Source organism: Tenacibaculum haliotis (assembly GCF_025215075.1).
GTDB classification, from domain to species: domain Bacteria; phylum Bacteroidota; class Bacteroidia; order Flavobacteriales; family Flavobacteriaceae; genus Polaribacter; species Polaribacter haliotis_B.
The window spans coordinates 1-15893 of sequence record NZ_JAOBTH010000025.1; the positions used below are offsets into that span (position 1 = coordinate 1).

The window sequence follows — 15893 nt, forward strand, 5'->3', positions numbered from 1 at the left end:
TACCTATAAACAGTTTTTCTGAGTAGTTTTGACCTTTCTCGAAGTATGTCTATGGCTGTAAATGGATTTGATTTTGATAAGGTATGTGTAGCATCAACGATAATCGAGCGAGAACGAATGATCTCTTTTTCAATAGCAATTGACACTGTTTTTGTAATCAATAAATTGAGCAAATCAGTATCTTTTAACCGAAGTTTTCTAAATTTAGTTAGCGAACTCGGGTTAATAACAGCATCTTCTGGAAGCATTCCTAAAAAATATTTGAAGGACATGTCAAACTGTGAACGTTCTACAACATCAACATCTGAAATCGTATAAATAACTTTTAGCAACAAGTATTTAAACATTCGAATGGGACATTCTGCTGTGCGGCCATTATTCAGGCTATACTTGGTTACCAACTCTTCATAGATGAAAGAAAAGTCTATTAAATCATTAATTTTTCTTAATAAATTATCTTTAGGAACAATTAAATCATACAAAGAACTGTATTGACTAAATTGAATTTCTTGTTGTTGAACCAGCATCTATAAAAGCATTATTTTACTTTTTTAAGATACGAAAAAAGGAGTAAAAAGTTTTTACTTTCTACTCCTTTTAATTTAGTCTTGAGGACTTTTTCAGTGCCCTCCTACAAGCTTCGGGATTTTTTTATAGAAAAGTTAGAATACTCCTAATTAACATCTCTATTTAAATAATCTGGCACTGTAGGCTTATTAGTATCGCTAAAGTCATTTCTAGGATCACCATCTCCATCTGCATCTTCATCTTTAGTTAAAACACCATCACCATCATCATCTGTATCAAGATAATTTACGACTCTATCTTCATCAATATCATCATTTATAAGATCGCCATTGCTATCTAAACCTTCAAAAAAGGAAGGTACACCATCTTGATCATCATCTGTATCTTCTACAAAATCCCATAATTCAATATAAAATATCAAATTAGAATTTTGAGGAATACCTGTTGTACCTGTTTCTCTATACGCTAAACCTGAAGGAATGAATAAAATACCTTTACCGCCACCAGTATATTCAATACGTCCTCCATTTGGAGTCGTATTTTCACCTCCTTTAAAATGTACGAAAGCATGAGTCCAACCTTTTATTACTCTATTTAAAGAAAACCATGTTGTGCCACGATCAAACTCATCACTTAATTTTTTTTCTTCAAGAATCCTTTGTCCTCTATATTTAGAATATACAGAATCCATAACTGTAGGGTTACCAGTAGGTGTTGATCCTGCAGGTGTTCCTTCATTAATCAAATAATAGTACAGTTTATAATCAATGTCTGCTTCTTTAACTTCTTTTGTGATAAGTTTTGGGTCATCATATAATGATGTTTCTCCTGCAACCATTGGCTTTACTTCCTTTGAAACTGCATCATCATAATAATTATTCATTAAAAACTTAACTATTGAATCATTATCTATAATTTCTTGCGCTTCATGATCAAAATTTACAACAGTGTTATTATCACTATCACAAGAATATAGTAAAACACTTAAAAGTGCTATGTAAAAAAAATGTTTAAATTTTATCATTTAATATTGATTTTTTAACGCGCAATTTACCATTTTTATACCTTTGTAAAAAACTAAAAGATAAATTTTAACTTTTTATATGAGAATTGACAAATATTTGTGGTGTATTCGCTTTTTTAAAACACGTAGTATCTCTACAGATACTTGTAAAAAAGGGCATGTTAAAATTAATGGTAATAACTTAAAACCTTCAAAAGAAATATTTGGAAACGAGGAAATAACCATCCGTAAAAATCAAATAAACTACAAAATAAAGGTTTTAGATATACCGTCAAGTCGAGTTGGCGCAAAATTGGTTGATTTATATAGAAAAGATTTAACTCCTAAAGAGGAGTTTGATAAAACAGCTTTATTAAAATATTCTAAGGATTATTATCGTAAAAAAGGAGCTGGAAGACCTACCAAAAAAGATCGTAGAGATATTGATGATTATAATGTAGATTCTGAAGAAAATAATAGTAATTTGTAATATCTTTAGCATTTAAAATAAACCGATGACAATAGCCGATAATATTATACTAGACAATTTACAAGTAGAGCAAAAAATTCGTCGCATTGCTTTTCAAATTTACGAAAGCAATAGTAATGAAGAAGAAATTATAATTGCAGGCATTGCTGAAAATGGCTATTTATTCGCTGAAAAAGTACATGAAGTCTTATCGAATATTTCTCCTTTAAAAGTTGAATTGTGTAAAGTTTATATTGACAAAAAAAATCCAATCAACGCAATTACAACTTCTTTAACAGTTAATGAATATAAAAATAAATCATTAGTTTTAGTTGATGATGTTTTAAATTCAGGTACTACATTAATATATGCTGTGAAACATTTTTTAGATGTTCCTTTAAAACGGTTTAAAACGGCTGTATTGGTGAATAGAAATCATAAAAAATATCCCGTAAAAGCCGATTTTAAAGGTATTTCTCTTTCAACCTCTATAAAAGAACATGTTGTTGTTGAATTTAAAAATGACAAAACTCTTGTTTATTTAACTTAATAAAGTATTTAATTCTGTAACAATCATATCCGTTTTTTTATCATCTACAGTTACTTTGTAATTTGACTGATTATAAAAAAAGCTTCTTTCAAATAAATGTTTCGCTATAAATTCTGTTAACTCTTCGTTTTTTAGTCTTGCTACTAAAGGTCTTTGATTTTTCTCACTCGTTAATCGTTTAGCAATGGTTGCAATACTTGTTTTTAAATAAATAGTTGTACTATCTTTCGACTCTATCAGTAAATCCATATTACCTGCATAACAAGGCGTACCACCGCCTAGTGCTAAAATAACATCATTTTTTAAGGTTAGAATCTCTTTTAAATATAAATGCTCTTGCTTTCTAAAGTAAATTTCACCTTTTTTTTCGAAAATTTCTGACACTGACATTTTCTCTTTTTCTTCTATATAATTATCCAAATCTATAAAAGAAAACTTCTTTTTTTCAGCCAACAACCTACCAATTGTAGATTTACCACACGCCATATACCCTACCAATACTATTTTCATAAACTAATAATTAAGCTGTTACAAATATCAGTAAAAAATATCATAAAAAAGTTTTTTAGATTTAAAGAACAGTTGTATATTTGCAACCGCTTTCGGAAGGAAGTTAATGACCTGGTAGCTCAGTTGGTAGAGCATCTCCCTTTTAAGGAGAGGGTCCTGGGTTCGAGCCCCAGCCCGGTCACAAAAAAGTTAAGCATTTGCTTAACTTTTTTAGTTTACGCACGTATGGCGGAATTGGTAGACGCGCAGGCTTGAGGGGCTTGTGTTCGTAAGAACGTGCAAGTTCGACTCTTGTTACGTGCACTCATAAAAACTATAAATATTTTAAAAATATTTATAGTTTTTCTTTTTTTAACCTATTTCTTTCTTTTTATTCATTTCACAATTTATTAACTAATTCCAACTCAATAATTCCTATTTTTACAGCATGCAAAAAATATATTTATCTCTTATCTTACTTTTACTTGTATCAAGTATTGGTTACTCTCAAAGTCAAAAATTAAAAGGGCAAGTTATTGATGCCGATACTAAAAAACCTTTAAGTGCCGCACATATATTAAATTTAAATGCAGTTACAGGTACTATTACCAACGAAAAAGGAGTTTTTGAATTAACGTCTAAGGCTAATGACACTGTTTTAGTTTCTTTTTTAGGATTTTCTTCTATCAAATTAAAAGTAACAAATGATCTTTTAAAAGGAAATGAAGTTATAATATCATTAAAAGAAAAACCAGAAGATGTTAAAGAAATTATTATTAAATCGACAAAATTGATAGGTGTTTTAGAAGTAGATGTTAAACAAGTACCAAAAGATCGTTTTACCAGAATTCATATTAACGGATTACCACAAACTTATGAAGTTGGAAAACCTCAAAAAATATCATCACCGATAGCTAAATTGTTAAACCCTGTTGATTTAGTTTATAACCTCTTCGGAAACAAACCTAAACAGCTTAAAAAACTTAAAAAGTTAAAAAAGGAAGATGATTTACGTAAAATGCTAGCAGGTAAATTTGATAGAGAAGTGATGATGGAATATCTAGAAATGGATAGACAAGAATTAAATAAATTATTAACGGACTGTAATTATTCAGAATATTTCATCAAAAAAGCAAGTGATCTTCAAATTATTGAAGCAGTATTAAACTGTTATGAAAATTACAAAACTCGAAAGAAAGGTAAAATTGAATTGGACAGGATTCCTACAAAGAGAAACTAAAAAAAAGCAGCAAGAAATTGCTGCTTTTTTTATGCTTTTATTTCATCCAAAATAAGTAAATTTACAGCTTTAAACAACACACAAACACAGCAACATAATGATTCATTTCTTCGGAAACGTAAACAGTAAAGTATTTACTGTTCAAACAACAAAAGAATTATCTACAGAAACTATTTCAAAACTTACCTGGTTATTTGGCAACCAATCTAAAATAAACACGACGTCTCTCGACGTCTTTTTTGTTGGTCCACGTGCTGCTATGATTACACCATGGAGTACCAATGCTGTAGAAATAACACAAAACATGGGTATTTCTGATATCATCAGAATAGAAGAATTTGAAGTAGTTTTAGAAGATTTTTCAGATTTCGACCCAATGATTTCTCAAAAATATAACGGTTTAAATCAAGATATTTTTACGATTGATATTCAGCCAGAACCTATTTTAAATATTGAAGACATTGCGGCTTATAATCAACAAGAAGGTTTAGCTTTAAGCAATGAAGAAGTTGAATATTTAGAAAGTGTTGCTACTAAAATAGGTAGAAAATTAACCGATTCTGAAGTTTTTGGATTCTCTCAAGTAAACTCAGAACACTGTCGTCATAAAATTTTTAACGGAACTTTTGTTATAGATGACGAAGAAATGCCTACTTCTTTATTCAAATTAATTAAAGAAACATCAAAACAATTTCCTAACGATATTGTTTCGGCATATAAAGATAATGTTGCTTTTGTAAAAGGCCCTAAAGTGGAACAATTTGCTCCGAAAACAGCAGACAAACCAGATTTTTACGAAACAAAAGAATATGAATCTGTAATTTCAATAAAAGCAGAAACACATAATTTCCCTACAACGGTTGAGCCTTTTAACGGTGCTGCAACAGGTTCTGGGGGAGAAATTCGTGATAGACTTGCTGGTGGAAAAGGTTCTTTACCTTTAGCGGGTACTGCGGTTTATATGACTTCTTATTCTAGGCTGGAAGAAAACAGATATTGGGAAAATAAATTTGAAGCTAGAGATTGGTTGTACCAAACTCCGATGGATATTTTAATAAAAGCTTCTAATGGAGCATCTGATTTTGGAAATAAATTCGGGCAACCATTAATTACAGGTTCTGTATTAACTTTCGAGCATGAAGAAAATGCTGCTTCTAGTGATGCAAAACCAAGAAAATTAGGTTTTGATAAAGTGATTATGCAGGCTGGTGGTATTGGTTATGGTAAAGCTGATCAAGCAATAAAAGATACGCCACAAGAAGGCGACAAAATTGTTATTCTTGGTGGTGAAAATTACAGAATCGGTATGGGCGGCGCTGCGGTTTCATCGGCTGATACTGGTGAATTTGCTTCAGGAATCGAATTAAACGCAGTACAACGTTCTAATCCAGAAATGCAAAAACGTGCAGCAAACGCAGTTCGTGGCATGGTTGAAAGTGATGAAAACTTTATTGTTTCTATTCATGATCATGGTGCAGGTGGGCATTTAAACTGCTTATCAGAATTAGTTGAAGATACTGGTGGAAAAATAGATTTAGATAAATTACCTGTCGGAGATCCAACTTTATCTGCTAAAGAGATTATCGGAAACGAATCTCAAGAGCGTATGGGATTAGTAATTCCTGAAAAACACATTGATACATTACAAAAAATTGCTGAGCGTGAGCGTTCTCCTATGTACACCGTTGGTGATGTTACAGGAAACGATCGTTTTACTTTTGAATCTAAATCTAAAGGTGATAAACCAATGGATTTAGCTTTAGAAGATATGTTTGGTTCTTCTCCTAAAACTGTTTTAACCGATAAAACAATTGTAAGAAATTACAAGAATTCAAGATATAAAACTAAAAATTTACAAATCTATTTAGAACAAGTTTTACAGCTTGAGGCCGTAGCTTGTAAAGATTGGCTAACCAACAAAGTAGACCGTTGTGTTGGTGGTAAAGTTGCCAAACAACAATGTGTTGGCCCGCTACAAATTCCGTTAAATAATGTAGGTGTTATGGCACTAGATTATAAAGGAAAAGAAGGCGTTGCAACTTCTATTGGCCACTCGCCTATTTCGGGTTTAATTCACCCAGAAGCAGGAAGTAGAAACTCTATTACCGAATCTTTAACCAACCTTATTTGGGCACCTTTAAAAGATAATTTAGCTTCGGTTTCTTTATCAGCAAATTGGATGTGGCCTTGTAAAAACGAAGGTGAAGATGCACGTTTATATAAAGCCGTTAAAGCTATTTCAGAGTTTTCTATTGATTTAGGAATCAATGTTCCAACAGGGAAAGATTCTTTATCAATGAAACAAAAATATAAAGACGGAGAAGTAATTTCTCCTGGAACTGTTATTATTTCTGCTGCCGGTAACTGTAATGAAATCACTAAAGTTGTAGAGCCTCTTTTAAAAGTTGATGGCGGAAATATTTATTATATCAATATTTCTCAAGATGAATTTAAATTAGGAGGAAGTTCTTTCAACCAAGTTTTAAATACCATTGGTAATGAAGCTCCGGATGTAAAAAATTCAGCTTTTGTAAAAAATACGTTTAATACGATTCAAGATTTAATTAAAGCTGATAAAATTTCTGCTGGGCACGATGTTGCTTCCGGTGGATTGATTACTACTTTATTAGAAATGTGTTTTGCTGATGTTAATTTAGGAGCCGATTTTAATATTTCTGCCTTAAATGAAGAAGACTCTATTAAAGTATTATTCTCTGAAAATAACGGAATTGTTTTTCAAGCTGATGCTTCAGTAGAACCTATTTTATCAGAAAATAATATTGAGTTTTTTACTATTGGTACAGCTAATAATTCAGGAAAAGTAACTATTAAAAACAACGAAGACAACTTCTCTTTTGATGTTACTGAAATGAGAGATGTTTGGTATAAAACATCTTATTTATTAGATAAAAGACAAACTGCAAATGGTTTAGCGAAAAACCGTTTTGATAACTACAAAAAGCAACCTTTACAATACACCTTCCCTACTCATTTTACAGGTAAACTACCTGTTACTTCTAGCGGAGTTAAAAAACCAAAAGCAGCCATTATTCGTGAAAAAGGATCTAATTCTGAGCGCGAAATGGCAAACGCCATGTATTTAGCTGGTTTTGATGTAAAAGATGTGCATATGACCGATTTAATTTCTGGTCGTGAAACTTTAGAAGATATTCAGTTTATTGGAGCCGTTGGTGGTTTTTCTAATTCGGATGTTTTAGGTTCTGCTAAAGGTTGGGCTGGTGCTTTTAAATACAACGAAAAGGCAAATACTGCTTTAAAGAATTTCTTTAAAAGAGACGACACACTTTCTGTTGGAATCTGTAATGGAGCACAATTATGGATGGAATTAGATTTAATAAATCCAGATCATAAAGTACACGGTAAATTAGTACATAACGATTCTAAAAAGCACGAAAGTTCTTTTACATCGGTTAAAATTCAAGAAAACAATTCGGTTATGCTATCTTCTTTAGCAGGAACAGAATTGGGTGTTTGGATTTCTCATGGAGAAGGAAAGTTCAACTTACCAGAATCTGAAGAAAATTACAATATTGTAGCCAAATATGGTTATGAAGGATATCCTAATAACCCAAATGGTTCTGATTTTAACACAGCAATGTTATCTGATAAATCAGGAAGACATTTAGTTACTATGCCACATATTGAGCGTTCTACTTTTCAGTGGAATTGGGCTAATTATCCATCAAATAGAAAAGATGAAGTTTCACCTTGGTTAGAAGCTTTTGTTAATGCTAAACTTTGGATTGAGAATAAATAGTTAAGAATGTGTAATAAAAAAAGCCTCGTTTTAAATATTTAAAACGAGGTTTTTTTATTAAAAATAATAGTTACTTAATTACTAATTTTTTAATATTTGAACCGTTATTTACATTAAATTTCACAAAATAAACACCTACAAACAGCCTACTTACATTAATTGATTCGTATTTACTTTTTGGTTTTCTAATATTATTCTTCCTAATACATCATAAATATTAAAGACTCTTGTATTTACCACCCCCTTTTATATAAAAACCATTTGTTGTTGGGTTAAGATATAATATCATGCTCAGGAACATCTATAATATTTGAAAAAAACTTGATTAAAGAGCTTTTAGAAAAAAAATATTAAATTAAAAATTTACCTTTCCTCCAAAAAAGAGAACTAAGATATCTCCAATTAAATTAATTAAACTAAGAAAATGGATTATAATTTTATCGATAAAAAAGATCATAGAGGTTTAATAGCACATCTATATAGTTTGAAACTTTCAGAAAATATTTTACCTTTTGAATCTATTATTCTTCCTCTTGGTTTTCCTGCATTCACAAATATTCTTAGCAAAACGCAAGAAATAACATTTAAAAACAAAAAAACACCTATTAGAGGTCTTGTAATTACTGCTCAATACTATGGTACTTATAATTTTTTTTCAAATGATAAAGCTCATAATATTGGCATTGTTTTACATCCAACATCTTTATATAAAATTTTTAATATTGATATATCTTTATTAACCAATGAGCATTTTTTAATGAAAAACATTAATTCAGAAATAGCAAATGAATTAGAAGCTATCTTTTTGAAATATAAAAATGACCTACCTGTTTTTCAAGAAAAAACAATAAATTTCTTTGATACCTTAAAAATAACAATCAATGACGATGTTACGGAAATAGATAAAGCTATTGATTTAATATTTAAAAAAGACGGTTTAATACAAGTAACTGATTTACTGAATACTTTACCTTTTAGTCAGAAATCATTAGAAATTAAATTTAAAAAAATTATAGGTTTAACTCCAGGTAAATTTATAAGACAATATCGTTTTATGAATTTAATGCAAAAATATCAATCAAAAAAAATTAGCTTAACAGACCTTATTTATATGTTTAATTATTATGATAAATCTCATTTCATTAAAGACTTTAAATTTTTCATGAATCAAACACCTAAAAAATTCTTCAAAGAAGATTATCCTCTTTTAGAAGAATATTTGAATAAATAAAAATTACGATTATTTACAATTTTAAGTTATAAAATATTTATAACTTGGCTTTATGCTAGACTTTGGGGGAAGTATAGTATGAAGAAATTAAAGAGCGAGGTTAATTCCACGCTCTTTTTTTATTTATAATCATTTAGTATAATAAATTTTGATCGTCTGTTTTCTTGATGTTCTTTTTCTGTACAAGGAATATCGTTTGTACATTTATTAACTAATTGCTTTTCTCCAAAACCAATAGCACTTTGTATTCTTGAGGCATCAATATTTCTAGATAAAATATAATCTCTTGTTGATTTCGCTCTCTTATCTGATAAAATTTCATTGTAAGCATCTACACCTCTACTATCTGTATGGGCTTCAATTTTAATTTCCATTTTAGGGTGATTTCTAAGCACACTAACAATGTTTTCTAATTCAAATGCAGCATCTGTTCTTATATTAGATTTATCAAAATCAAAAAATATTGGGCTAATTACTATTTCATTATCAATAATTAACGGTGTTAAATATAAATCTTGTTCAATTTCCTTTTTTCTAACACTAGTGGTTTCTATTTCTTTAAAATCATCCTTATAATCTTTTTTAGAACCTCTTACCGTATACTTTTTATCACATTCAACTTCAAAAATATACGTTCCATCTGTTTCGGTAATACTAGTTTCTATAACTTTTCCTTCTTCATTTATTAACTCTACTAAGGTAGTTACTAAAATTTGATTGGTTTTTGCATCAAAAGTTTTACCTTTTATAAATTGTTTACATTTATAAGCCTCAAAACTATAAATATCATCATGTCCTTTACCTCCTGGTCTATTTGAAGAAAAATAACCTGTTTTTGTATCTTTATTCATAAAAAAAGAAAAGTCATCATAACCGCTATTAAAAGGAGCCCCCATATTTATTACTTCTGATGAGTTATTTTTTAATAAATCTGATTTAAAAATATCTAATAATCCTAAATTTTCATGTCCGTCTGATGAAAAATAAAATGTATAATCTTTTGACACAAACGGAAACATTTCCCTTCCTTCTGAATTAATTTTCTCTCCCATATTTACAGGTTCTCCATAAGATTCATTGGATAGAATTGCTACTTTATAAATATCAGTTAAACCATAACCATCAGGTCTATTAGATGTAAAATATAATGTTTTATTATCTGGACTTAAAGCCGGATGACCATTTGAATAAATCTCATCATTAAATGGAAGTTCTTTAATATTGCTCCATTCATTATTAACTAAAGTTGCCTTAAATATTTTTAAATGAGAAGTTCCCTCCCTATCGTAATCTAACTTTTCTCTTTTATTTAAATTATTTCGAGTAAAGTACATTGTTTTTCCATCATTAGTAATTGCGATACTTGATTCATGAAAACTAGTATTTATTTTTGATGAACTTAGTGGAATAACGTTTTCAATTTCTTTAGACTCTCCATAATCTATAATTGTTGCTTCATATAAATCTAGATAAGGTTCGTTGTTCCATTCATAAATTTTCCCTTTTTTATTTTTCGCCGAAGCGAATACAAATTTTTGATTATGTACATAAGGTCCAAAATCAGAGTTTTTAGTATTAATTTTTAAATTTGTTATTTTTATAGAGTCTTTATTTAATGTTTTTAATTTTTCATAATCAACATTTATTGCCCTGTTTTTATTAGTTGGTAACTTGCTTAACCATTCATCTGCTTTTTCATATTCTTCTGAACTTCGTAAAGATTGGGCATATTTATAAATGCTTTCGTTACTTAAACCTTCACTGCTTTTGGCTGCTAAACTATACCATTTAATTGCTTTATCTGAATTAGAATTATTATAATAACAATCTGCCAGTCGTGTTAAAGTGTACGTAGTACTATCTCCTTTTTTTACTGCTGTTTCATAAAATTCAGCTGCTTTTACATAAGCATATTTTTTAAAGAATTTGTCGGCAACTCTTTTCTGTGAGAAAGAGTAAAAAAATGAAAAAACTAATATTAAAAATGTAATTTTTGTCTTCATATCTATAGTTTTTAAAAGTATCTAGGAGATTTTACTCTATTTGCTTTAATCAATTCATACATTAATAAAATTTCATGGGTTCCACTAGAAAATTGATTAATATCCGATAAAGGATATTCATAAGCATACCCGATACGAAACTGTTTAGAAACTTGAAAATCTACCAAAGCTCCTAAAGCTGATGTATATTCATTAACTCTATAAGATCCACCAACCCAAAATTTTTCATTAAAAAGAAAATTTGCTGTAATATCATACGATAAAGGCGCTCCATTTGTACCTTTAATTAAAGTTGCGGGTTTAAATTTTACCGTATCACTTAAATCAAAAACATATCCTCCTGTTAAATAGTAACTTACTTTATCAATAACACCATAATCAACTCCTCCTATGGATAAGTCGTTATGATCAATATTTAATAATCTTGGTGCTGATAACCCTACGTACCATTTATCAGTATGTAAAAACATTCCGGCACCTATGTTTGGTTCCCATCTGTTTTTAATTCCGCTAATTCCGGGATCAGAACCTTCAGCTGCTAATAATTCATCGTCTAAGTTATATTGCGTAAAACCTGCCTTTAATCCAAAAGCTAATTTTATTTCATCATTAAGTTGAATTGTATAAGAAAAATCTCCATATAAATAAGTAAATTTTTCATATCCTAGCTGATCATTTATAAACGATAGTCCTACCCCTATTTTATCATTTCTAAGTGGCGTATGAATGGATAATGTTTGTGTTTCGGGACCTTTTCCAAAACCTGCCCATTGACTTCTATGTATTCCAACCATACTTAGTACTTGTCTGCTTCCTGCATACGCTGGGTTTACTGAAATTGTATTATACATATATTGAGTAAACTGAGGTAATTGTTGTCCTTCAACATTAAATACCGAGATAAAAAACAATACAATAATTGTATACAGTTTGTAATTATGTTTCATAGCTTATATATTATTTGGTTCCTAAATAAATTGCTCCTGTAAATGGTTTTAAACCACTATTTTCTAATATTACAATGTAATAGTAAGTTCCTGCTGGTAATCTTTTTGCGCCTCCAAATGTTGATCCATCTGAAATACCACTCCAATTATTAGCATAGTTATTCGACTTGAAAACTCTGGCTCCCCAACGGTTAAATATTTTTACATTTGTTATAAATCCACAAGATTCAACTCCTGTTACTTCAAAAAACTCGTTCCATGAATCTCCGTTTGGTGTTACTGCTTTTGATATTTTAACATCTTCTAAACCACAAGGTAAAACGATACAATCATCGTTAATGTTTATCGTTACTTTTATTGCTGATAAACAACCTTGGCTAGAAACAGTATATGTAAATACATAATCACCTAAGGCAATATTTGATGGATCGAATGTGGCATCTGTTGATAAGGATACATTTCCTGTAGTAACTTCCCACACACCATCATCTTCAGTATTATCAGTTAAATAATCATTTAAATCAACCTCACCATCATCAATACATTTTGAATCAGCAACTTCAGTTACGTTTGTTTTTATTGTTACATTTATAGTTTGAGTAAAATCAGCAACATTTCCACAATCATCACTAACTGTCCATATTCTTATAATTTGATAATCATTATCTGTTCCATCAAAAGTATTTTCTTCTTCAAAATTTATTTGTGTTACAGTAGTTGAGCAATTATCTGTAAACTCTAAAGTTGGAATTTCAGGAATCGCGTCACATTCAATAACAATATCTTCTAATTCTGAAACTAACTCAGGTGCTGCGGTATCTTCCACAGTAATTTGCTGAACATAACTTTCATTGTTTCCTGCACAATCTGATACCGACCAAGTTCGTGTAATCATATATTCTGAAGCACATTCGTCGTCTTGTCCTGTAATTTCTTCTGTATAATTTACTTCTAAATCTGATGAAATACTGCAATTATCCGTTGCCGTTAAAATAACCGCTTCTGGTATCGCGTCACAGCTTACGGTAGTGTTTGTTGGTAAAGTACCAACGAAAACCGGTGCCTCGTTATCTTCCACAGTAATTTGCTGAACATAGCTTTCATTATTTCCTGCACAATCTGATACCGACCAAGTTCGTGTAATTGTATATTCTGATGCACATTCGTCATCTTGTCCTGTGATCTCTTCTGTATAATTTACTTCTAAATCTGATGAAGCACTGCAATTATCCGTTGCCGTTAAAATAACTGCTTCTGGAATCGCATCACAGCTTACGGTAATGTTTGTTGGTAAAGTACCTACGAAAACCGGTGCCTCGTTATCTTCCACAGTAATTTGCTGAACATAACTTTCATTGTTTCCTGCACAATCTGATACCGACCAAGTTCGTGTAATCATATATTCTGATGCACATTCATCATCTTGTCCTGTGATTTCTTCTATATAATTTACTTCTAAATCTGATGAAGCACTACAATTATCCGTTGCCGTTAAAATAACCGCTTCTGGAATCGCATCACAGCTTACGGTAGTGTTTGTTGGTAAAGTACCTACAAAAACCGGTGCTGCGGTATCTTCCACAGTAATTTGCTGAACATAACTTTCATTATTTCCTGCACAATCTGATACCGACCAAGTTCGTGTAATCGTATATTCTGATGCACATTCATCGTCTTGTCCTGTAATTTCTTCTGTATAATTTACTTCTAAATCTGATGAAGCACTACAATTATCCGTTGCCGTTAAAATAACTGCTTCTGGAATCGCATCACAGCTTACGGTAATGTTTATTGGTAAACTCTCAACGAAAACCGGTGCTGCGGTATCTTCTACAGTAATTTGCTGAACATAACTTTCATTATTTCCTGCACAATCTGATACYGACCAAGTTCGTGTAATCGTATATTCTGATGCACATTCATCGTCTTGTCCTGTAATTTCTTCTGTATAATTTACTTCTAAATCTGATGAAGCACTACAATTATCCGTTGCCGTTAAAATAACTGCTTCTGGAATCGCATCACAGCTTACGGTAATGTTTATTGGTAAACTCTCAACGAAAACCGGTGCTGCGGTATCTTCTACAGTAATTTGCTGAACATAACTTTCATTRTTTCCTGCACAATCTGATACTGACCAAGTTCGTGTAATCGTATATTCTGATGCACATTCATCGTCTTGTCCTGTAATTTCTTCTGTATAATTTACTTCTAAATCTGATGAAGCACTACAATTATCCGTTGCCGTTAAAATAACTGCTTCTGGAATCGTATCACAGCTTACCGTAGTGTTTGTTGGTAAAGTACCAACGAGAATTGGTTTTTTAGTATCTTTTATTATAAATTTCCTTGCTTCAGTAGCTGTTTCATTTCCACAAGCATCTGTAGCTGTAAAAATCACTTCTACTTCCCCTATAAAACTACAGCTATAAATTAACTCAGTATAGTCATTACTCCATGTTACAACACTACAGTCATCAGTTGCTGTTGCCCCTCCATTATTATCTAACCACGCATTTAATGCATCAATATTACCTGCTCCATCACATTCAACTGTTTCATTTATTGGTTGATTTGTTATTGTTGGTCCAGTTTCATCTTTAATTAAATAACCTGCTGTTATTGTTGAACTTAATCCATTAATATCAGTTGCTGTAAAACTTACAATAATATAATTACCATCACATTTAACTGAGGTATCTTCTCCGTAGTTATTATCCCATGTTACCAATCCACAATTGTCTGTGGCGGTAGCACCAGCATTATTTGTTAACCATGCTTCTAATGTCAATACAGTATTTCCTACTCCACATTCAATATCTAAATTTTCTTTAGTGGTTTCATCTATTACCGGAGGTGCATTATCAATTACAACTACTTCGAAACTACATGCTTCTGATGTGTTGTTGTTATTATCCATCGCTACAACACTTACTGTTGTTGTTCCTACTGGGAAATCATATGGAAAACTAATCTCATTCCCTTCAATACTATATACATAACTTGTAATGGTCGTACAGTTATCTGTCGCTGTGGCTTCAAAAGTTGCTGTGTAATCACATTCGTTTACATCTACATTATAACTCGATGCTACTGTTGGACACGTTATTTCTGGTTTGATATTATCAATTACAACTACTTCGAATATACATGCTTCTGATGTGTTATTGTTATTATCCATCGCCACAACACTTACTGTTGTTGTTCCTACTGGAAAATCATATGGAAAACTAATCTCATTCCCATCAATACTATATACATAACTTGAAATGGTCGTACAATTATCTGTCGCTGTGGCTTCAAAAGTTGCTGTGTAATCACATTCGTTTACATCTACATTATAACTCGATGCTACTGTTGGGCACGTTATTTCTGGTTTGATATTATCAATYACAACTACTTCGAAWMTACATGCTTCTGATGTGTTRTTGTTATTATCYATCGCYACAACACTTACTGTTGTTGTTCCTACTGGAAAATCATATGGAAAACTAATCTCATTCCCATCAATACTATATACATAACTTGAAATGGTCGTACAATTATCTGTCGCTGTGGCTTCAAAAGTTGCTGTGTAATCACATTCGTTCACATCTACATTATAACTCGATGCTACTGTTGGACACGTTATTTCTGGTTTGATATTATCAATTAC

Annotated in this window: 12 protein-coding genes and 2 tRNA genes; 7 read left to right on the top strand and 7 right to left on the bottom strand. The window is 30.9% G+C overall.

Annotated features, from left to right (window positions below; genetic code table 11):
- On the bottom strand, positions 1-527 hold a 527-nt coding region (locus tag N2251_RS05205; protein ID WP_260585660.1), incomplete at its 3' end, for a transposase.
- A 146-nt stretch (positions 528-673) separates the two neighbouring features.
- Positions 674-1552, bottom strand: coding sequence for an FKBP-type peptidyl-prolyl cis-trans isomerase (locus tag N2251_RS05210; RefSeq protein ID WP_260585661.1), 879 nt, complete (start codon positions 1550-1552; stop codon positions 674-676).
- Between the two features lie 79 nt (positions 1553-1631).
- On the opposite strand from N2251_RS05210, the gene N2251_RS05215 reads away from it, so the two are divergent.
- Both N2251_RS05215 and N2251_RS05220 read left to right on the top strand, forming a co-directional pair.
- The gene (locus tag N2251_RS05215) at positions 1632-2021 is read left to right on the top strand and encodes an Hsp15 family ribosome-associated heat shock protein (protein WP_260585662.1); all 390 of its coding nucleotides are present in this window, start codon (positions 1632-1634) and stop codon (positions 2019-2021) included.
- A 25-nt stretch (positions 2022-2046) separates the two neighbouring features.
- Positions 2047-2550, top strand: coding sequence for a phosphoribosyltransferase domain-containing protein (locus tag N2251_RS05220; protein WP_260585663.1), 504 nt, complete (start codon positions 2047-2049; stop codon positions 2548-2550).
- Here N2251_RS05220 and N2251_RS05225 read toward each other — a convergent pair.
- Complete coding sequence (locus N2251_RS05225) at positions 2542-3060, bottom strand: shikimate kinase (RefSeq protein WP_260585664.1); 519 nt, start codon at positions 3058-3060, stop codon at positions 2542-2544. The two genes, N2251_RS05220 and N2251_RS05225, sit on opposite strands and share 9 nt — an antisense overlap.
- Positions 3061-3168: 108 nt before the next feature.
- Here N2251_RS05225 and N2251_RS05230 point away from each other — a divergent pair.
- The 4 genes from N2251_RS05230 (at position 3169) to purL (ending at position 8057) form a co-directional block, all read left to right on the top strand.
- A tRNA-Lys gene (locus N2251_RS05230) sits at positions 3169-3241 on the top strand.
- Between the two features lie 38 nt (positions 3242-3279).
- A tRNA-Leu gene (locus N2251_RS05235) sits at positions 3280-3363 on the top strand.
- A gap of 124 nt (positions 3364-3487) precedes the next feature.
- Positions 3488-4279 (top strand): carboxypeptidase-like regulatory domain-containing protein, encoded by a 792-nt coding sequence (locus tag N2251_RS05240; RefSeq protein WP_260585665.1) that lies wholly within the window; start codon positions 3488-3490, stop codon positions 4277-4279.
- A gap of 97 nt (positions 4280-4376) precedes the next feature.
- Entirely contained in the window at positions 4377-8057 is a 3681-nt protein-coding gene (purL, locus tag N2251_RS05245; RefSeq protein WP_260585666.1) for a phosphoribosylformylglycinamidine synthase, read from the top strand.
- A 70-nt stretch (positions 8058-8127) separates the two neighbouring features.
- On the opposite strand, the gene N2251_RS14005 is transcribed toward purL, so the two are convergent.
- Complete coding sequence (locus N2251_RS14005; RefSeq protein ID WP_376741000.1) at positions 8128-8262, bottom strand: T9SS type A sorting domain-containing protein; 135 nt, start codon at positions 8260-8262, stop codon at positions 8128-8130.
- 219 nt (positions 8263-8481) lie between these two features.
- On the opposite strand from N2251_RS14005, the gene N2251_RS05250 reads away from it, so the two are divergent.
- Positions 8482-9288 carry a helix-turn-helix domain-containing protein gene (locus N2251_RS05250; RefSeq protein WP_260585667.1) on the top strand — a complete coding sequence of 269 codons (807 nt, stop codon included), beginning with the start codon at positions 8482-8484 and terminating at the stop codon, positions 9286-9288.
- A gap of 119 nt (positions 9289-9407) precedes the next feature.
- Here N2251_RS05250 and N2251_RS05255 read toward each other — a convergent pair whose 3' ends face one another.
- From N2251_RS05255 to N2251_RS05265, 3 genes are all read right to left on the bottom strand, one after another.
- Positions 9408-11291 (bottom strand): OmpA family protein, encoded by a 1884-nt coding sequence (locus N2251_RS05255; RefSeq protein WP_260585668.1) that lies wholly within the window; start codon positions 11289-11291, stop codon positions 9408-9410.
- Between the two features lie 11 nt (positions 11292-11302).
- Positions 11303-12238 carry a PorP/SprF family type IX secretion system membrane protein gene (locus N2251_RS05260; RefSeq protein ID WP_260585669.1) on the bottom strand — a complete coding sequence of 312 codons (936 nt, stop codon included), beginning with the start codon at positions 12236-12238 and terminating at the stop codon, positions 11303-11305.
- A 10-nt stretch (positions 12239-12248) separates the two neighbouring features.
- Positions 12249-15893: T9SS type B sorting domain-containing protein (locus N2251_RS05265; protein WP_260585670.1), on the bottom strand; the 3645-nt coding region annotated here is incomplete at its 5' end.